We start from the raw sequence: 17,257 nt of genomic DNA on the forward strand, positions 1-17,257 counted from the left end.
GTCAGTCCCCCTCCACCCGCAGCACCGACACGACGCGCTTGACGACGCCGCTCTCGCCGAGCGAGGCGACGGCATCGCTGAGGTCCTGCTCGCGGGCGGTGTGGGTGCCGATGACCAGGCGGGCGGTCTGGACATCGCCGTCGGCGACGATCGTCTGCTCGAGCGTCGCCACCGAGACGTTGCCGTCGCTGAGGAGGCCCGCCACCGCGGCGAGGACGCCGGAGCGGTCGTCGACCTCGAGTGTGATCTGGTAGCGCGTCGTGACGTGTCCGATCGGGACGACCGGCAGGTTCGCCCGGGTGGACTCCCCCACGCCCACGCCGCCGGCGATGTGGCGGCGGGCGGCCGAGACGACGTCGCCCAGCACGGCCGACGCGGTCTGCACCCCGCCCGCGCCCGCGCCGTAGAACATCAGATCGCCCGCGGCCTCCGCCTGGACGAAGACGGCGTTGTTGGCTCCGTGGACGCTCGCGAGCGGGTGCTCGCGCGGGACGAGCGCGGGGTACACACGCACCGAGATCGTCTCGCCCGACGGCGACACCTCGGCGTCGGCGAGCCGCTCGCACACGGCGAGGAGCTTGATGACGTAGCCGGCCTTGCGTGCGGCATCCATCATGTCGGCGTCGATCTGGGTGATGCCCTCGCGGTGCACGGCGTTCAGCGGCACGGCGGTGTGGAAGGCGAGCGACGCGAGGATCGCGGCCTTCTGGGCGGCGTCGTACCCCTCGACGTCGGCCGTCGGGTCGGCCTCGGCGTACCCGAGCGCCTGCGCGTCGGCCAGGACGTCGGCGAAGTCCGACCCCTCGCGGTCCATGCGGTCGAGGATGTAGTTCGTCGTTCCGTTGACGATGCCCATGATGCGCTGCACCCGGTCGCCGGCGAGCGAGTCGCGCAGCGGGCGGATGATCGGGATGGCGCCGGCGGCCGCAGCCTCGTAGTAGATCGACGCGCCCACCTGGTCGGCCGCTTCGAACAGCTCGGGTCCGTGGGTCGCGAGCAGCGCCTTGTTCGCCGTCACGATGTCGGCTCCGGCACCGATCGCCTGGAGGATGCTCGTGCGCGCGGGCTCGATGCCGCCCATGAGCTCGATGACGATGTCGGAGCCGACGAGGAGCGGCTCGGGGTCGGTCGTCAGCAGCTCGCGGGGCAGCTCGACGTCACGCGGCGCATCGATGTCGCGCACCGAGATGCCCACGAGGTCGAGGGCGGCTCCGGCCCGATCGGCCAGTTCGTCTCCGTGCTTGAGCAACAGGGCGGCGACCTGCGAGCCGACGGCGCCGGCTCCGAGCAGGGCCACGCGCAGGCGGCGATAGTCCGTCATTCGGCTCCTTCTGTGGGGATGCCCGCGTCACGGGCGAGCAGGTCATCGATCGTCTCGCCGCGGACGATCACCCGGGCGACGCCGTCCGAGACGGCGACGACGGGCGGGCGGGGGACGTAGTTGTAGTTGCTGGCGAGCGAGTAGCAGTAGGCGCCCGTCGCCGGGACGGCCAGCAGATCACCCGGGGTGACGTCGGCGGGCAGGTATTCGGCATCGACGACGATGTCTCCCGACTCGCAGTGCCGCCCCACGACACGCGAGAGCGCAGCGGGCGCGTCACTGCGACGGTTCGCGACTCGTGCCGAATATGCCGCTCCATAAAGGGCGGGCCGTGCGTTGTCGCTCATGCCGCCGTCGACGCTGACATACAGGCGCTCGAGCTCGTCGCTGACGCGGACCGGCTTGGTGGTGCCGACCTCGTACAGGGTCACCCCGGCGCGGCCGACGATGGCGCGGCCGGGCTCGAAGGCGAGCATCGGCAGCGGGATGCCGTGGGCCTCGCACTCGCGGGCGACGGCCGCGACGATCCCGTCGGCCAGGTCTTCGATCGGGGTCGGGTCGTCGACGCTGGTGTAGGCGATGCCGAAGCCGCCGCCGAGGTTCAGCACCGGCACGTCGCCGCCGCCCAGAAGGCGGGCGTGGACGGCCACGAGCCGCGACGCCGACTCGGCGAAGCCCGCCGTACCGAAGATCTGCGATCCGATATGGCAGTGCAGCCCCACGAAACGCAGTGAGGGCAGCTCGCGGATGCGAGCGACCACGGCCTCGGCATCCGTGAGCGCGAAGCCGAACTTCTGGTCTTCGTGCGCCGTCGCGAGGAAGTCGTGGGTCTCGGCGTGCACGCCGCTGTTGACGCGGACGAGCACCGGCTGGACCGCCCCGCGTGCGGCGGCGATCTCGGCGAGCCGGTCGATCTCGACGAGGCTGTCGACGATGACGGACCCGACTCCGAGTTCGACGGCGCGCGCGAGCTCGAGGCGTGACTTGTTGTTGCCGTGCAGCCCGATGCGCGCCGGATCCGCTCCGGCCGCCAGCGCGACGGCGAGCTCGCCGCCGGTGGCGACGTCGACCGCGAGTCCCTCCGCCGTCACCCAGCGCACGATCTCGGTGCTCAGGAACGCCTTGCCGGCGTAGTAGACGCGCGCGGTCGTGCCGTGACGTGCGGCGGCGGCGTCGAATGCCTGACGGACGCGACGCGCCTGCGCCACGACGGCATCCTGGTCGAGCACATAGAGCGGCGTGCCGAACTGCGCGGCCAAGTCGGTCGCCGCGATACCGCCGATCGACAGCGCGCCGCTGTCGTCGCGGCCGGCGCGAGGCGGCCAGACGGCTTCGACCAGTGCGTTGACGTCGGCGGGAGGAAGCAGCCATTCCGGCACGGCAGGGCGGACGTCGGACGCGGACACGGGAACACCAATCGGGAGAGACGCTGACCGTCCGGCAGACGAGGCCGCGACGGTGCCGCCAGTCTAGGACACCCGCCGTGCGGGCTCCGCCGGTGTGACCGCCCGCGACAGACACGGCCGTGAGCCCGCTCACGAGAGCGACGAGGGCGTGTCCTCTTCCGCGAGCCGGGCGACGGCCCGGCGGATCCGTGCGGCCCGCGCAGCATCCGACGGCGCGCTCAGGACAGGATGCAGGATGGAGTACCGCTCGGCGGCGCGGAGCGCGGCGAACCGGCGGGATGCCGCGGGCGACGCCGCGAGCGCCGCCTCGAGGTCGACCGGCATCGCAGCCCCGGCCTGCCCGGCGTAGGCGCGCTCCCACCGTCCGTCGGCGCGCGCACGGTCGACCTCGATCTGCCCTCTCGGGCGCATGCGACCCTCCGCGACCAGCCGCTCGATGATCCCCACGTTGCGCAGCGACCAGATCGAACGGGCGCGGCGCGGTGTGAACAGCTGCAGGAAGGTGGACTCGTCTCGGGAGTTCCGCCGGCCGTCGATCCAGCCGCTGCAGAGCGCCTCGTCGAGCGCCTCGGCGTACGTCAGCGACGTCGGCTCCGTCACGTTCTTCTTCGCGAGCACCAGCCGCACGCCGTCGGAGTCGGACTCGTGGACATCGAGCCAGGCTCGCCACGCGGCCGCATCCGCGACGACGAGAAGAGGCGGACCGCCGGCATCCGCTGTCATGAGCACTCCATCCTTGTAGCCTGGCGCAGGAGGCGACCATGGGCAATCACACCGATGATGCAGCAAGACTCGACGAGCGCATCGGCGCGCTGAAGGAACGCATCTACGCCACCGTGACCGGATTGGCGATCCTCGCGGGCCTCTTCACCGCCGAGCACGTCACGGTCACCGAGTCGATCTTCGCCCTCGCGGTCGGCATCTTCGCCATCGCCGCCGCCGGCTTCGTCGCTGAAGTCATCGCCCATCAGATCGGGCATCGGCAGTTTCCGAGCGGACGAGAGCTGGCGGTCATGGCGCGGACGGCCGTGGTCGCCCTCGGAACCGCGTCGCTCCCCCTGCTCGCGCTGCTCCTCGCCCTGCTCGACGTCATCGACCTCGATACGGCGCTGATCATCGGGATCATCGCCGACGCGGCGGTGCTCGTCGGGGTCGTGCTGCTCGCCAGCGCGCGCACGGGTCTGACAGCGCTGCAGCGTCTGATCGCATCCGCGCTGCTGCTCGGGCTGGTCGCCGTGGTCGCCATCGCGCTGCTCCTCGCCCACGGCCACTGAGCGCGGCGAGGCGGCTGGCTCAGGCGCAGGTTCCGTCGGCCTGAAGCGCCGGATCGCGGATGATCGCTCCGTCGACGTCGACCTCGGCGACCAGTGCGCCGCGCTCGACGCGCACCTCGCGCAGCGTCAACCCGGCGGGAAGGCGATCGCGGATGCAGATCGGGTAGTCGCGCAATACCCCGTCGGTGGCCGAGCCGAACCGCTGACGGAGGTCGTCGCCGGTCAGTTCCGCACCGCCGAGCCGCACGGCGGCGGGCGTGAGAACGATGTCACCGTCCACGGCGCTCGGAGTCAGGTCGAGTCCGAGCGGGACGGAGAGCGCGAACAGCGGCATCTCGACCTGCACCGTCACGTTCGGCGGGTCGAGCTCGACCCCTGCTCCCGAGACCCCGGAGACCTGCGAGAGCAGGGTCTCCAGCTGGTCCTCCGCGAACACCACCGTCGCCTCGGCCGACCCGATGTCGCCCCCGTCGGCTCGGATGGGGACATCGGTCGCGCGCACCGACACGTCGGCCAGGACGTCGCCGAGCGGGATGCCGTCACTGGAAACGTCGAGACGGTCGAGCCGGCCCCCGATGACCTGCGGCAGCACCGGCTCGTCGAAGCCGACGTCGATCTGCTGGTCTTCGGGCAGCGCGAGGCGGGTGATGATCTGCTCGCGCACGGTGTTCGTGAGGATGCTGCGCGTGATGCTCTCGGCGACGAACCACGCGGCGATCGCGAGGCCGACGACCACGACGAGAGCGATGATCCACGGCAGTGCCCGCCGCCGTCGCTTCGGCGACACGGGGATCGCCTCGGGCAGCGGAACGGTGGGCTGCGTGGCACCGCTCACGTCGGTCACATCCGTTCGGGGGCGCTGACGCCCAAGAGGTCGAGCCCGTTGCGCAGCACCTGTCCGGTGGCGTCGTTGAGCCAGAGCCGGGTGCGGTGGAGGTCGGTGACCTCCTCGTCGCCGAGCGGCGTGACACGGCAGGTGTCGTACCAGCGGTGGTAGAGGCTCGCGAGCTCCTCGAGGTACCGGGCGACGCGGTGCGGCTCGCGCAGTTCGGCGGCGAAGGCCACGATGCGCGGGAACTCCTGGAGCGCGCCGAGGAGAGCCGACTCGGTCTCGTGGTCGAGCATCTCCGGAGCGAAGGCGTCGCGGGTGACGCCGGAGTCGGCGGCGTTGCGCGCGACGTTGTGCGTGCGGGCGTGCGCGTACTGCACGTAGAACACGGGGTTGTCGTTCGTGCGCTTCTGCAGGATCTCCGGATCGAGCGTCAGCGGCGAGTCGGCGGGGTAACGGGCGAGCGAGTAGCGCAGTGCATCGGTGCCGAGCCAGTCGCGCAGGTCGTCGAGCTCGATGATGTTCCCGGCGCGCTTGGACAGGCGGGCACCGTTGACCGAGACGAGCTGGCCGATCAGCACCTCGATGTCCTTCTCGGGGTCGTCACCGGCCGCGCCCGCGAGCGCTTTCAGACGGTGGACGTACCCGTGGTGATCGGCGCCCAGCAGGTAGATCTTGTGTGCGAAACCGCGATCGCCCTTGTTGAGGTAGTAAGCGGCGTCGGCGGCGAAGTAGGTGTACTCGCCGTTGGAACGGCGGATGACGCGGTCTTTGTCGTCACCGAAGTCGGTCGTCCGCACCCAGACGGCGTCATCCTGATCGAAGACGTGTCCCTGCGCTCGCAGGCGGTCGACGGCCTGGTCGACGAGGCTCGGTCCGCCGTCGGCGGGGGTCGCGTGCAGGAGCCGCTCGCTGAAGAAGACGTCGAAGTGCACGTTGAACTTCTCGAGCGAGTCCTTCAGGTCGGCCATCTGAAGCTCGTAGCCGAGGTCGAGTGCGACCTGCTCCTGCTCCTCGGGCGCGAGGGTCAGCAGATCGGGGCGCGCCGACAGGACCCGCCGCGCGAGGTCGTCGATGTACGCGCCCGGGTAGCCGTCTTCGGGCGTGGGCTCTCCCTTGGCGCTCGCGAGCACCGAACGCCCGAACCGCTGCATCTGCGCGCCAGCGTCGTTGATGTAGAACTCGCGAACGAGCTCGGCCCCGCTGGCCAGCAGCAGCCGGGCGATCGCGTCACCGAGCGCCGCCCACCGCGTGTGCCCGATGTGCATGGGCCCCGTCGGATTCGCGCTGACGAACTCGAGGTTGATCGAGTTGCCGGCCTGGCTGTCGTTGCGGCCGAAGGCGGCCCCGGCCTCGACGATCTCTCGTGCGAGCGCGCCGGCGGCGGCGGCATCCAGCCGGATGTTGATGAACCCGGGGCCGGCGACCTCGACGGATGCCACGCCCGGCGTCTCGGCGAGCGCCGCCGCGATCTCGGCGGCGAACTCACGCGGGTTTGTGCCGACGCGCTTGGCGAGCTTCATCGCCGCGTTCGACGCCCAGTCACCGTGGTCGCGGTTCTTGGGACGCTCGAAGACGAAGTCGGCGGCGGTGAGGCCATCGCTCGAGCCGGGGCGTCGCGCCTCGGCGAGAGGGGCGACGACGGACAGGAGGGCTTCGGCGAGAGCATCGGGATTCATAGCCCTCCGATTCTAGGCGGGCGGCCGCAGGCCCGATGCTGAACGTCTCGACGACGGCATCACGCGAGGGTGATGAACGCCTCGTGATCGTCTCGGGCGGGATCGTCGACGGTCGCGTCTCCCCCGGCGACCTCGGCATCGACGCGAAGATGCGTGAGCGCGACGTTGCCGCCGTAGTAGCTGAGGAACGCGCAGTCGGCGGCATCCCGGCCGGTCGCGATTCGGACGAGACCGCGGCGGTTCGACAGCCGGGTCGCGTCGATGACGTGCCAGGCCCCGTCGACATACGCCTCGGCGACCGCGTGAAAATCCATCGGACGCAGCCCCGGCGCATAGCAGGCGGCGTAGCGCGCGGGAACGTCCATCGCCCGCAGCAGCGCGATGACGAGGTGGGCGTAGTCGCGGCACACCCCCTGTCCGGTCGCGAGGGTCGTGACCGCGGAGTCGGTGCCGAGGCTGAGGCCGGGCGCGTAGGTCGTGTTCGTGGCCACGAAGTCGCCGATCGCCGAGACCAGTGCGGGCCCCTGCAGGCCACGGAACTGTCGGCGCGCGTGCGCGAACACCTCGTCGGACTGCGCATAGCGACTCGGCCGCAGATAGGCGATGGTGTCGAGTTCGCTCGTCGGCGACGGGGCGGCGGTGCCGTCGACGACCGCCCGGTAGCGGATGGCGATCGTCCCCGCCTCGCCAGCGACGCGGTGGATGCGGGTGCCGGTGGGAGAGGCGGGCGGGTCGACGATCTCGGAGACGGAGAGCGAGCGGCCGGCGAGCGTGATGCTCAGTTCTTCGTCGCGGAGAGACGCCGCGCGCGACGCGGCGATCTGCAGGATGACGTCGACGGGACCGGTCATCTGGAGGTCGAGTTCGGCCGTCAGGATGCGCTGCACCGGGTAATCCTCGCACGCGGCGAAGCGCCGTCGGGCCGCTCCCGGCGGTGATCGGATCGCCCACGATGGCAGGCTGGTGGTCGGCCACGAAACGAGGAGCCCTCATGTCGAAGACCGTCACCCTCATCCGCGCATCGTCTCTCTCGGATGCCGCTGAATACGCGTACGCCGCCACCGCCCCCGCGGACGCGCGCCTCATCTTCCTCGCCGGTTCCTGCCCGCTCGCCGCCGACGGGTCGACGGTCGGCGTCGGAGACTACGCCGCGCAGGCGGCATCCTGCATCGAGAACATGAGAGGGGCGCTCGCCGCTGCCGGCGCAGGGATCGAGAACGTCATCAGCACCCGCGTTCTCGTCGCCTCGAGCTCGCAGGCCGACCTCGTCACCGCCTGGGAGGTCGTGCGCGACGCGTTCGGCGACCACGACGTGCCCAGCACCCTGATGGGTGTGACGGTACTCGGCTACGACGACCAGCTGGTCGAGATCGAGGCGGTCGCCGCCGTCCGCGACTGAGGGAGTCAGGCCTCGGGCCGCACGGTCCGCAGAACCATGCTCATCCCCGTACGCGCCGGGGCGACGTCGGTGAACCCGCGCGACTCGTACAGACGGCGCCCCGGCGGATCGGCGGTGAGCGTGATGTACGCGCCCTCGTCCGCACGATCACGGATCTCGGCGAGCAGCTCGTCGAGGATGAGCGACCCGAAGCCGTTGCCCTGGTGCGCCGGAAGGGTGGCCATGTCTGCCACGAGGAAGTACCACCCGCCGTCGCCGACGATGCGCCCCATCGCGACGCTCCGGCCGTCGGCGTCCGCGACGCGTCGGAACGCCCATGTGCCCGCGATCGCAGCCGCAGCCTGCGCCGGCGTCTTGGGCGACAGCCCGCTCTCGGTGCGCAGAGCGACGTAATCGGCCACGCTCGGAGGCGTGGTGTGCAGCGTGTAGCCGGGGGGAAGCGGGCGATCGGGAGTCACCCGTCCTTCCTACCCGATCGGATGACGTACCCTCAGCGTGTGCGAACCCGAAACGCCCGTCCCCGCCGCAGAAGCGTGTGGGCCGTCTCGGCGATCTCGGCCGCGGTGGTCGCGCTGGCGCTGACGGCGTTCCTGCGCCCCTGGGCGGCGCCCACGGCGGCGCCGGTGGCAGCCGCCCCCGGCACGGTCGTCAGGGTCGAGGCGGCGCCGCTCGCGCTTCCCACGGGTGCGCGCGTTCTGATCTTCGGCGACTCGTGGACGTACGGCTCCGCGGCATCCGATCCGACGCTCGGGTACGCGTATGTCGTCGCTCAGCGAACGGGGTGGACGACGATCGTCGACGGCGTTCGCGGCAGCGGCTACCTCAAGCCGGGCATCGACGGGCCCTCGTTCGGTGACCGAATCGCCGCGCTCGACCCCGCGCTCGATCCCGACCTCGTGATCGTTCAGGGGTCGATCAACGACCGCAGGCAAGGTGCGGCCGGGTACCGCGACGCTGTGAACGCGGCGTGGGACGACCTCGCGGCGACCTACCCCGAAGCGCGCATCGTCGTACTCGGTCCGGCGCCGCAGGTGCTTCCCGTGGAGAGCGAGACGGCCCGCATCGACCGGGACCTCGCCGAGCTCGCCGGCGCCCGGGGCTGGTGGTACCTGTCCCCCATCGCCGAGGACTGGATCACCGAGGCCAACTACGGCGACGTCATCGACACGAGCGCCACGGGCCGCGACCACCCCTCGACGGCGGGGCACGCTTATCTCGCCGATCGCCTCGCGGCCGACGTCGCGGCGATCACCGAAGCACCGGTGGTCGCCGCCGAGCCCGCCCCCGAGCCGCTCGTCCCCTGAGCCGCTGGCCTACGAAGGCCCCGCACTGAGGTGCTCGTGCACGAGGCGCCAGCCCGAGCCGGTGCGGTGGAAGACGTTGGTCGCCCGACCGCGACCGCTTCGGGCTTGTCCGTCGATGTGTCCGCTCCACCGGTACGTGTAGACGGCCACCGCCGCGTCGGCGGCATCCACGACCCACTCGACGTCCTCCGCCCCGTAGACCTCATCGGGAATGAGCGCCCAGGTCCGCTCGAAGTAGGTACGGACCGCCGCGAGACCGACGCAGGTGGCATCGCCGAAGTAGTACACCGCGCTCGGGTCGAGCACCTGTTCGACCTCGTCGAAGTCGTGGGTGTTGGTCGCGGCGATGTAGCGCGCGAGAGTGTCGGATGCGGTCATGCCCGGGTCCTTTCGTTCATCGCGGCGGCACGGCCGACGCGGGTGCTCATGCTCCACACCGGTGGCGTCTCCGGCAGCTCGGTCCGCGACACCACCGAGAAGCCGTGTCGTTCGTAGAGCCGGACGTTGCGCTCGTCCGACGTGTCGAGCGCGAATCGGCTGGCGCCCCGCCGTGCGCCCTCCGCGAGCGCGAACCGGATGAGGTCGGATGCGAGACCGCGCCCCTGACGGGCGGGCATGACGCCGACCGTCTCGATGCGCCACGAGTCCGGCTCGCCCGGCTCGGAAGTGGCGTCACCGAGCCGCCCGAGCCGGTCGCCGTGCAACTGCACGATGCGGTCGACGACGCCCGGTGCCGGGTCCGGCGCATCCGACGGGAGCACGGCGATCACTCCGTCAGCGGGGCCCGTGATCCCGACGAAGCCGTGGACGTGCGCATGCCGAAGGTAGACGAGCTGCAGCTCACGGAGCCGCCACGCGTAGTCGTCCTCGGGGATCACGTGGCGTGTCCACGCGTAGTTCTCGAACGCTGCCGCGAGCGCATCGGCAGCAGCTTCCAGTTCGTTCTCGGTGACGAGGCGAGCGCGAGGTGTCATACGGGTGCGTCCTGGGGTTGCTTGTGATCGGATGCCGGTGCTACCGGCGTCGCCGACCCGGATTCGACGATCGCCTGCAGCGTCGCCAGGTGACGGGCGAACGCCTCGCGACCGGCATCCGTGATGCCGACCCACGTCCGCGTCCGCCGGCCGACGGCTTCTTTCCGCACCTCGACGAGCCCCGCGTCGGCCAGCACGGTGAGCGTCTGCGAGAGGGTCGAGTCGCTCACCTCGAGCAGGTCGGCGAGGAAGCGGAAGTCGACGTCCTCGAGATTGCGGAGGGCAGCCAGCAGCGAGAACCGCACAGGCGAGTGGATGAGGGCGTCGATGTCCTTGCGCGGATGACTCATCGGCGTGAGCTCGGGAAGAGGCAGGCGAGGATCGGAGAGACCGACACGACTCCCGCGAGAACCCACCACCACGGCGAAGAGAGCTGCAGCAGTTGGAGCGCGGGGTCGAGCATCAGGGTGTACAGCGCGAACCACGTCGCGATCGCGATGCCCATATTCCGCAGTCCGTTACGGGGCACCGACCGCTGGTAGCGGAACGCGATGATCCAGATGCAGAGCGTGGCGAGGAGGAAGGGCGCGAACGCCTTCCAATAGCCGACGCCGGCGACGTCGATCGACAGGGTGAACGCGAGCGCGTACGCGGCTTGCGCCACGACGAAGACCCGGAACCATCGCGTGGCGCGACGCGCATCCCTCTCAGCCTTCGTGCCGACGGCGACCATGCGGGCTGCGTCATCGTAAGCGAAGTTGTTTTGCGTCATGCAACGACTTTAACACTTGTAAAGTGAGCGTCGCCACCTCCCCCACGGTCGTTTCGGTCGCCTCCGCGGTGATAGTCTCGATCGGCACGCCTCCGTAGCTCAGGGGATAGAGCGTTGGTTTCCGGTACCAAAGGTCGCAGGTTCGATTCCTGTCGGGGGCACCAGTGCGAGAAGGGGCAGTCGACTGATCGACTGCCCCTTCTGCGTCCGCGGCGACGGTCAATCGGCGAGGTGGATGCCGAGATCGGTCCGACCGGGATGGATGTCGCCGCGCAGCGACCGGGTGCCGCGGTAGTCACCGTCGCGGAGCGCTCGGTACCGGCGCGGCGTCTCGCTGTCGAGCCCGGCGATGCGGGCACGCAGCCGCTCGGCCTCGCGGTCGACGCCCGCGGCATCCAGCCCGTCGGCGTCGTAGACGACATGGAGGTCGAGGGTTTCGATCCCGACGTACCAGAGCGCGCCGTGGGTCAGCGGGAACAGGAGCGAGTCGAGGTCGCCGCTGATTCCGCGCTCCCCGATCGAGCGCTCGTCCTCTCCCACCGTCACGACGACGAGCGCACGCCGGCCGGCCAGCCCGCCGTCGCCGTAGCGCCGCGGGACACCGAGCTCCGGGTCCATGTCGCCGTAGGCGAAGCCGTTGGTGAGCACGCGGTCGATCCACCCCTTGAGGATCGCGGGCGGCCCGTACCACCACAGCGGGAACTGCAGCACGAGCAGCTCCGCGGCCGCGAGCTTGCGCTGTTCCTCGATCACCTCGTCCGGGAAGGGGACGCGCCCGTACTCGCCTCCGGCGGGTCCCGATGCCCGCCCGAGCGTGACGTCGAGCTCGCTGTCGGGGAAGACCGGGTTGAATCGCTGGGCGTACAGATCGGATGTCTCGACACTGCGGGTCCGCGACAGCTCGGCGACCCCGTCACGGAAGAGCCGGGCGTTGAACGAGGTCGATCGCGGATGGGCGAGCACCCAGTGAGCGGCGCCCGGCGTGGGCTGGTGCGAGATGGTCATGATTCCTCCGGTTCGGTGGCTGGTGTCACGAGGGCGTGCAGGACGCGCGTGAGGGTGGAGCGCGCCGCCGAGGGACTCACGCGTTCGTCGAGCGCTGCTCGCGTGAGGGCATCGCCGGCACCGACGAGGGCCTGCGCGCCGGCGTCATCGAGACGAACGCCGCACGAGGCGAGCACGTCGTCGCACAGCGCGAGGTAGGCCGCCTCCGCCTCGCGGCGCACCTCGACGAGCGTCGCAGATCCATCGAGCGCCGAGACCACGTCCGCCAGCTCGCGCCCCTCGGCGATCGAGCAGTCGATGTAGGCTCCGGCGATGGCGCCGCACACGGCATCGAGCGTGAGCGACGCGTCGGCGAGCGCCGCGACGAGGGCCGCCCGCTGCTGATCCTCGAATTCTCGGTAGAGCTCGGCCAGGGCGCCGGCACGATCGCCGAAGTGGTCATACACGACGGGCTTGGTCACCCCCGCGCGCTCGGCGAGCCGGCCCAGCGTGAACTCATCGGTGCCCCGCTCGCGGATCAGCTCGCGAGCGACCGCCAGCAGCTGCGCGCGACGCTCGTGCCGCAGCATCCGCCGCCGCGTGCCCTCGCTCATGATGCCTCCCTCTAAGTTACCAACAGTAGCTTAGAGGGATTCTGCGACGCTGGGCGTTCATCTGGCGGTCCCCGCCGCCTCAGCAGGTGAGAGGCGGCGGGAACTGTCAACTGAGCGAGCTCGAGCCCCGATTCAACTCGCCGGCGCCACCAGCTCGGCCTCGGCGGCGCCGGGCAGCACCTCTCGCAGCAGGTCATCCAGGGTGACGACACCGAGCAGCCGGTCGCCGTCGACGACCGTCGCGAGCTGAACATGACCCCGACGCATGCGCGCGAGCGCGTCGTAGGCCGACGCATCGGGCGCCAGCACGAGCGCCTCACGGGCGATTTCGAGCGCCGGAGTCTCTGGAGCGACCGCGAGCGTGTCACGAACGTGCGCGACGCGGCTCGACGCCCCCTCCCCCACGAGGATGCGCAGGTGCGCGGAGGATGCCGCGACCGCCTGCACGTCGGCGGCGGTGGCCGTCGCCGACACCGCGGTGGGGACGCGGTCGGAGCGCACGATGTCGCCCACGGTCAGCGATCCGAGCGCGATGGCGCGCGCGATCGGCTCGGAGTACTGCTCCTCGAGCGTCCCCGCGGCACGCGAGTGCGCGACGATCTCGCGAATCGTATCGGCGTCCTGCCCGCCCGCGGCAGCCTTCTCGACGGGCTCGACCCCCGAAGCCCTCACGAGCCGGTTCGCGATGTGGTTGATCCACAACAGGAACGGACGCAGCGGCCAGGTCAGCGCACGGGCGGTGATGCCCGTCGCCTTCGCTGCGACCTCGGGGTGGGCGATCGCCCACGACTTGGGCGCCATCTCACCGATCACGAGGTGCAGGAACGTCACCACGATGAGGGCCAGCATGAACGCGATGATGTCGGCGAGAACGTAGGGAAGACCCCACTGCTCGAACACCGGCGCGAGCGCGTAGTCGATCGCCGGCTTGGTGATGGCACCGAGCAGGAACGTGCACGCCGTGATGCCGAGCTGCGCGAACGCGAGCATGACGGTCAGCTCGTTGACGCCGCGGAGCGCCGCCCGCGCCGATGCGCTGCGGTCGGCCTCTTCTTCCAGACGGTGACGCCGGGCCGCGAGCAGCGCGAACTCGACGATGACGAAGAACGCGCTCGCCACGATGAGCGCGATCGTGATGATCGTGACGACCCACCAGCTCATCGGGCGACCTCCTCATCTGCGGCACCAGCAGCGACGACGGCATCGCCGTCACCCGCGGGTCCCGCCTCAGCGGCATCCAGGTCCACCTCGTGCAGACGCACGACGAGCTCGGACGGAACGAGCCGGGCGACCTCGACGACCTCGACATCGAGCCAGCGCTGCATCCGCAGCCCCTGAACGGTCTCGGACGCACGTTCGGGCAGGTCGATGCGCACGACCGCGCCCTCGGGCAGCAGGTCGCCGTGTTCGCTGATGATGAGTCCGGCGATGGTCTCGGCGTCGTCGCGGGGCAGGTCGAAGCCGATGAGGCGCTCGACCTCGTCGAGGTGGATGTCGCCGGGCAGACGCCAGTGGTCGTCGCCGACGTTCACGATCTCGTGGACTTCGAGATCGTGCTCATCCGAGATCTCGCCGATGACCTCTTCGGTCAGATCCTCGATCGTGAGGATGCCGTCGAAGTTGCCGTACTCGTCGACGACGCAGGCGAGCTCGTTGCGCGTCTGCCGCATGCGGTCGAGGGCGACCGGGAGCTGCATCGTCGTCGGCAGCACGACGGCCTCGCGCATCATCGTCGAGACGGGTACGTCGTCGGCGTAGCTGCCCCGCAGCAGGTCGATCAGCTCGACGACACCGACGGGCTCGTCCTCGTCGCCGATGACCGGATACCGGGTGTGCCCGGTCGCCATGAGCGCGCGCACCTCGCCTACCGTCGTATCGGGCGAGATCGAGTCGACGCGTGAGCGCGGGACCATGGCGTGCTCGACGTCGCGCTGCGGGAAGTCGAGGATGCGGTCGATGATGATCGACAGATCGTCGGGCAGGTCGCCGCTCGCCCGGGACTCCTCGATGATCGCCTCGAGGTCGCGCGCGGTCGCGCTCTCGTCGACATCCTCGAGCGGCTCGATGCGAAGCAGCCGCAGCAGAGCGTTCGCGGCGACGTCGAACACCGTGATGAGCCAGCCGAAGAGCATCAGGTAGATGCGGGTGGGCACGGCAAGCGCGCGGGCGAGCGGCTCAGGGCTCGCGATGGCGAGGTTCTTCGGATACAGCTCACCGAAGATCATCGTCACGATGGTGGCCAGCAGCAGCGCGCCGACGGTTCCGATGAGCACCGAGACGGCGGGGTCGATGCCGACGCCGCCCAGCAGCGTCCCGATCGACTCGCCGATGAGGGGCTCGGCGACGTAACCGATCAGCAGACCGGTGACGGTGATGCCGAGCTGCGCACCCGAGAGCATGAACGACGTGCGCTTGGTGATCGCGAGCACGCGGGCGGCCTGCGCATCGCCCTTCTCGGCGCGAGCGGCCATGCGGGAGCGGTCCACGGACATGTACGCGAACTCCTGCGCGACGAAGAAGCCGCAGGCGGCGATGATCGCCAGCGTCAGCAGGATTCCCAACAGCAGCGTCAGGACTGCTTCGATCATTCGGATTCACCCCCTCTCTCAGCGAGGGGGTACGAAGATCGACCCTCCTGGTCGGTGGAGGAATGGCGATTGCTCACGGGTGTTCTTTCTCGATAGGGCACGGGTGGGCACTCACAGAATAGCGGGCCGTCGTCGACCCGGGGCCGGTGCCGACGCTCGGCACGAAAGGTACCGGAACCTGCGGCGACGATCCGCACCACGAAGGGTCCTGAGCGTGCGCGAAGACGCCGCAGCTACAGTGACGGCATGTCCGGGAAGAGGGTCGGTCGTCCGCGCGCGCAGGACATCACCGAAGACCTTCTCCGGGAGGCGGAGCAGGTCCTCGCCGAGGACGGCTTTTCCGCTCTCACCGTCGACGGGCTCGTGAGCCGGGCCGGCTCGACGCGCCCCACCTTCTATCGGCGGTTCCGAAGCGCGGCCCACCTCGCCGTCATCGTGCTGGCTCGCCGATTCGGGCCCGGCCAGGCACCCGATACCGGCTCGCTCGCCGGCGACCTGCGGGCGCTCCAACAGGAGGGCATCGCAGTGCTGTCGGATCCAGTCGCCCGAAACAGCCTGGTCGACCTCGTCGGGGTCGCGAGGACGGACGACGACCTCTCGGCACTGCTTGACGCCGAGTTCATCCGACCGCGCCGGGTGCGCGTCAAGAACGTCATCGACGCCGCGGTCGCGCGACGAGAGATCGAGCGGCCCGATATGGACGCCGATCAGGTCTACGACCTGCTGATGGGGCCCCTCATCACACGGATGTTCTTGCCGCCGCACACCCTGCCCGACGACGCGCTCGTCGAGAGCAGCCTCCGTTCCGCGCTGACTCGCCTTGGGTCCAACGACGCGGCCCGCCCGTAAGTCGCGGGGACTGCAGGTCAATCGCGGCTGAGCCCGCTCCCGTCAGCCGACATCCGGAAGGACGCGCTCTCGTAGTCGTTCTCGAGTGAGAAGTTGATCTCGACGGGCCCCGACTTCTCACCGGATGACACCGCTTCGGCGCCGCCCCGCGTTCGCCCGGCCGTCGCCCCCGCGTCGCCGACCGGGAGCCCGCTCTGTGCAGCGGCATCCTCCATGGTCGGAAGGATGCGTGCGAGATCGACGTCGTCCCACGAGAAGGCCTCGGTGGCCGACTTCGGCTGGATCGACGCCGCACCGGAGTGCTCGACCTGACCGCCTCGGTACATCCACCTGTCGGTATGCGTGGTGCCGGGGGTCACCGGGGCCTCGACGACGACGAAATCCGGGGTGACGTAGATCGAGCTCACGCGATCGTGGCCGATCTCGCGTTCGAGAGCGGCCTGGGCCTGCGCGAGCGGTCCGGGCTGGCGCAGGTCGACGTGCGCCCTGCCGTCGAGCATCGCATCGACGGTCTGCGCAACGGCCTCGCGATAGGGCGCGACGACAAGGACGGCCACCGCGACGGCGACAGCCGCGAACACGAGCCGGCGCAGCGGCCGGCCGCGTTGCCCCACGCCGATCAGAGGCCCCTTGCGGCGCCCGCCGGAGATTCGGGTGTGGCTCGCGATGGGGACGAACCGAACCGACGAACGATCGGGGATCGTGAGGTTGCCGGCCTCGGCCGGTGAGAGCTCACCATCGACGAATGCGACCTCGGGTCCGCCATCGAGGAGGATGGCGACCTGACGCCGGATTCCGGGCTGGAACGCGGGAAGCTCCGTCAGGGCGACGACGGTGCGCAGGGTGGTCGCGTACGCCTCCCCCTGAATCGGGCGCACGGTCAGGTCGATCTCGCACAACGGCTGATCGTTGATCTGGGTTCCGGTCTGCCGGATCGCATCGACGCGCGCGAGGCCGAGCCGTCGAGAGTCGAGGGCTCGACGGAGGTCGTCCGTCGACACCGCCACTCCCCCGGCCATCGAGCGGCCGATGAGGATGAAGGTCCCGCTGATGATCGCGACCGGGAGCGCGATGCTCATGATCGCCCAGCCGGCATCCGGCGGCCCCACATACTCGACCACGGCGCCCCCCAGGAGCGCGCCGACAGCTGCGAAGAAGACCAGACGGAGCACCATCCGACCCTATCGACGTGCCCCCTTCACGAAGAGAAAGGTCCCGGCCACCGAGAGCGGCGGGTGACCGCCCCTCGGCAGGATCCCGACAT

20 protein-coding genes and 1 tRNA gene are annotated in these 17,257 nt (G+C 70.3%); 5 read left to right on the forward strand and 16 right to left on the reverse strand.

Annotation, left to right across the window (positions count from 1 at the left end; translation table 11 throughout):
- Position 1 precedes the first annotated feature (1 nt).
- From CBF90_RS06830 to CBF90_RS06840, 3 genes are all read right to left on the reverse strand, one after another.
- Positions 2 to 1,321: a homoserine dehydrogenase gene (locus CBF90_RS06830; protein WP_023955227.1), complete on the reverse strand. Its 1,320-nt coding sequence runs from the start codon at positions 1,319 to 1,321 to the stop codon at positions 2 to 4.
- Positions 1,318 to 2,727: a diaminopimelate decarboxylase gene (gene lysA, locus CBF90_RS06835; protein WP_088380214.1), complete on the reverse strand. Its 1,410-nt coding sequence runs from the start codon at positions 2,725 to 2,727 to the stop codon at positions 1,318 to 1,320. Before lysA ends, CBF90_RS06830 begins: the two co-directional genes overlap by 4 nt.
- 129 nt (positions 2,728 to 2,856) lie before the next feature.
- Positions 2,857 to 3,450 carry a YdeI family protein gene (locus CBF90_RS06840; protein ID WP_071919283.1) on the reverse strand — a complete coding sequence of 198 codons (594 nt, stop codon included), beginning with the start codon at positions 3,448 to 3,450 and terminating at the stop codon, positions 2,857 to 2,859.
- Positions 3,451 to 3,488: 38 nt separating this feature from the next.
- On the opposite strand from CBF90_RS06840, the gene CBF90_RS06845 reads away from it, so the two are divergent.
- Entirely contained in the window at positions 3,489 to 4,001 is a 513-nt protein-coding gene (locus tag CBF90_RS06845) for a hypothetical protein (protein WP_023955233.1), read from the forward strand.
- Positions 4,002 to 4,020: 19 nt separating this feature from the next.
- On the opposite strand, the gene CBF90_RS06850 is transcribed toward CBF90_RS06845, so the two are convergent.
- Genes CBF90_RS06850 through CBF90_RS06860 form a run of 3 tightly spaced genes read right to left on the reverse strand, consistent with a single transcriptional unit; the run spans position 4,021 to position 7,396 of the window.
- A complete protein-coding gene (locus CBF90_RS06850; protein WP_023955235.1) occupies positions 4,021 to 4,836 on the reverse strand; it encodes a DUF2993 domain-containing protein in 816 nt (271 codons plus the stop codon).
- Between the two features lie 5 nt (positions 4,837 to 4,841).
- Entirely contained in the window at positions 4,842 to 6,509 is a 1,668-nt protein-coding gene (locus tag CBF90_RS06855) for an arginine--tRNA ligase (RefSeq protein ID WP_088380215.1), read from the reverse strand.
- A gap of 59 nt (positions 6,510 to 6,568) precedes the next feature.
- Positions 6,569 to 7,396, reverse strand: coding sequence for a transglutaminase family protein (locus CBF90_RS06860; RefSeq protein ID WP_064955621.1), 828 nt, complete (start codon positions 7,394 to 7,396; stop codon positions 6,569 to 6,571).
- 104 nt (positions 7,397 to 7,500) lie between these two features.
- Here CBF90_RS06860 and CBF90_RS06865 point away from each other — a divergent pair, with 104 nt between their 5' ends.
- Entirely contained in the window at positions 7,501 to 7,908 is a 408-nt protein-coding gene (locus tag CBF90_RS06865) for a RidA family protein (protein WP_023955241.1), read from the forward strand.
- A gap of 5 nt (positions 7,909 to 7,913) precedes the next feature.
- On the opposite strand, the gene CBF90_RS06870 is transcribed toward CBF90_RS06865, so the two are convergent.
- Positions 7,914 to 8,366, reverse strand: coding sequence for a GNAT family N-acetyltransferase (locus CBF90_RS06870; RefSeq protein WP_023955243.1), 453 nt, complete (start codon positions 8,364 to 8,366; stop codon positions 7,914 to 7,916).
- A 39-nt stretch (positions 8,367 to 8,405) separates the two neighbouring features.
- Between CBF90_RS06870 and CBF90_RS06875 the strand changes: the two genes are divergently transcribed.
- Entirely contained in the window at positions 8,406 to 9,212 is an 807-nt protein-coding gene (locus tag CBF90_RS06875) for an SGNH/GDSL hydrolase family protein (protein ID WP_240482592.1), read from the forward strand.
- A 9-nt stretch (positions 9,213 to 9,221) separates the two neighbouring features.
- Here the strand turns inward: CBF90_RS06875 and CBF90_RS06880 are convergent, their stop codons facing one another.
- From CBF90_RS06880 to CBF90_RS06895, 4 genes are read right to left on the reverse strand one after another with little or no spacing between them, the layout of a single operon-like run.
- On the reverse strand, positions 9,222 to 9,590 hold the full coding sequence (locus CBF90_RS06880) for a nuclear transport factor 2 family protein (RefSeq protein WP_064955624.1): 369 nt from the start codon (positions 9,588 to 9,590) through the stop codon (positions 9,222 to 9,224).
- A complete protein-coding gene (locus CBF90_RS06885) occupies positions 9,587 to 10,186 on the reverse strand; it encodes an N-acetyltransferase (protein ID WP_088380216.1) in 600 nt (199 codons plus the stop codon). The genes CBF90_RS06880 and CBF90_RS06885 overlap by 4 nt, the downstream gene beginning before the upstream one ends.
- Positions 10,183 to 10,536 (reverse strand): transcriptional regulator, encoded by a 354-nt coding sequence (locus tag CBF90_RS06890; protein ID WP_023955251.1) that lies wholly within the window; start codon positions 10,534 to 10,536, stop codon positions 10,183 to 10,185. Before CBF90_RS06890 ends, CBF90_RS06885 begins: the two co-directional genes overlap by 4 nt.
- Positions 10,533 to 10,958 (reverse strand): hypothetical protein, encoded by a 426-nt coding sequence (locus tag CBF90_RS06895; RefSeq protein WP_088380217.1) that lies wholly within the window; start codon positions 10,956 to 10,958, stop codon positions 10,533 to 10,535. Before CBF90_RS06895 ends, CBF90_RS06890 begins: the two co-directional genes overlap by 4 nt.
- Positions 10,959 to 11,046: 88 nt before the next feature.
- On the opposite strand from CBF90_RS06895, the gene CBF90_RS06900 reads away from it, so the two are divergent.
- Positions 11,047 to 11,122, forward strand: a tRNA-Arg gene (locus tag CBF90_RS06900).
- A 55-nt stretch (positions 11,123 to 11,177) separates the two neighbouring features.
- On the opposite strand, the gene CBF90_RS06905 is transcribed toward CBF90_RS06900, so the two are convergent.
- From CBF90_RS06905 to CBF90_RS06920, 4 genes are all read right to left on the reverse strand, one after another.
- The gene (locus CBF90_RS06905) at positions 11,178 to 11,963 is read right to left on the reverse strand and encodes an NAD(P)H-dependent oxidoreductase (RefSeq protein WP_088380218.1); all 786 of its coding nucleotides are present in this window, start codon (positions 11,961 to 11,963) and stop codon (positions 11,178 to 11,180) included.
- Positions 11,960 to 12,556, reverse strand: a complete 597-nt coding sequence (locus tag CBF90_RS06910; protein WP_197690565.1) for a TetR/AcrR family transcriptional regulator — start codon at positions 12,554 to 12,556, stop codon at positions 11,960 to 11,962. Before CBF90_RS06910 ends, CBF90_RS06905 begins: the two co-directional genes overlap by 4 nt.
- 132 nt (positions 12,557 to 12,688) lie before the next feature.
- Positions 12,689 to 13,717 (reverse strand): CNNM domain-containing protein, encoded by a 1,029-nt coding sequence (locus tag CBF90_RS06915; RefSeq protein ID WP_023955260.1) that lies wholly within the window; start codon positions 13,715 to 13,717, stop codon positions 12,689 to 12,691.
- A complete protein-coding gene (locus tag CBF90_RS06920) occupies positions 13,714 to 15,144 on the reverse strand; it encodes a hemolysin family protein (protein WP_088380219.1) in 1,431 nt (476 codons plus the stop codon). The genes CBF90_RS06915 and CBF90_RS06920 overlap by 4 nt, the downstream gene beginning before the upstream one ends.
- Before the next feature lie 246 nt (positions 15,145 to 15,390).
- On the opposite strand from CBF90_RS06920, the gene CBF90_RS06925 reads away from it, so the two are divergent.
- Positions 15,391 to 15,993, forward strand: coding sequence for a TetR/AcrR family transcriptional regulator (locus tag CBF90_RS06925; protein WP_023955263.1), 603 nt, complete (start codon positions 15,391 to 15,393; stop codon positions 15,991 to 15,993).
- Positions 15,994 to 16,010: 17 nt separating this feature from the next.
- Here CBF90_RS06925 and CBF90_RS06930 read toward each other — a convergent pair whose 3' ends face one another.
- On the reverse strand, positions 16,011 to 17,165 hold the full coding sequence (locus CBF90_RS06930; RefSeq protein WP_088380268.1) for a hypothetical protein: 1,155 nt from the start codon (positions 17,163 to 17,165) through the stop codon (positions 16,011 to 16,013).
- Positions 17,166 to 17,257 lie beyond the last annotated feature (92 nt).

The sequence above is a fragment of the Microbacterium sp. AISO3 genome, from assembly GCF_002204305.1.
Classification (GTDB): Bacteria; Actinomycetota; Actinomycetes; order Actinomycetales; family Microbacteriaceae; genus Microbacterium; species Microbacterium arborescens.

Excerpts from the sequence above, each read along its gene's own strand:
- CBF90_RS06865 (WP_023955241.1), top strand. The coding sequence starts at position 7,501 with ATGTCGAAGACCGTCACCCTCATCCGCGCATCGTCTCTCTCGGATGCC.
- CBF90_RS06830 (WP_023955227.1), bottom strand. The coding sequence starts at position 1,321 with ATGACGGACTATCGCCGCCTGCGCGTGGCCCTGCTCGGAGCCGGCGCC.
- CBF90_RS06925 (WP_023955263.1), top strand. The coding sequence starts at position 15,391 with ATGTCCGGGAAGAGGGTCGGTCGTCCGCGCGCGCAGGACATCACCGAA.
- CBF90_RS06885 (WP_088380216.1), bottom strand. The coding sequence starts at position 10,186 with ATGACACCTCGCGCTCGCCTCGTCACCGAGAACGAACTGGAAGCTGCT.
- CBF90_RS06840 (WP_071919283.1), bottom strand. The coding sequence starts at position 3,450 with ATGACAGCGGATGCCGGCGGTCCGCCTCTTCTCGTCGTCGCGGATGCG.
- CBF90_RS06890 (WP_023955251.1), bottom strand. The coding sequence starts at position 10,536 with ATGAGTCATCCGCGCAAGGACATCGACGCCCTCATCCACTCGCCTGTG.
- CBF90_RS06855 (WP_088380215.1), bottom strand. The coding sequence starts at position 6,509 with ATGAATCCCGATGCTCTCGCCGAAGCCCTCCTGTCCGTCGTCGCCCCT.
- CBF90_RS06905 (WP_088380218.1), bottom strand. The coding sequence starts at position 11,963 with ATGACCATCTCGCACCAGCCCACGCCGGGCGCCGCTCACTGGGTGCTC.
- CBF90_RS06915 (WP_023955260.1), bottom strand. The coding sequence starts at position 13,717 with ATGAGCTGGTGGGTCGTCACGATCATCACGATCGCGCTCATCGTGGCG.
- CBF90_RS06910 (WP_197690565.1), bottom strand. The coding sequence starts at position 12,556 with ATGAGCGAGGGCACGCGGCGGCGGATGCTGCGGCACGAGCGTCGCGCG.
- CBF90_RS06920 (WP_088380219.1), bottom strand. The coding sequence starts at position 15,144 with ATGATCGAAGCAGTCCTGACGCTGCTGTTGGGAATCCTGCTGACGCTG.
- CBF90_RS06880 (WP_064955624.1), bottom strand. The coding sequence starts at position 9,590 with ATGACCGCATCCGACACTCTCGCGCGCTACATCGCCGCGACCAACACC.
- CBF90_RS06845 (WP_023955233.1), top strand. The coding sequence starts at position 3,489 with ATGGGCAATCACACCGATGATGCAGCAAGACTCGACGAGCGCATCGGC.
- CBF90_RS06895 (WP_088380217.1), bottom strand. The coding sequence starts at position 10,958 with ATGACGCAAAACAACTTCGCTTACGATGACGCAGCCCGCATGGTCGCC.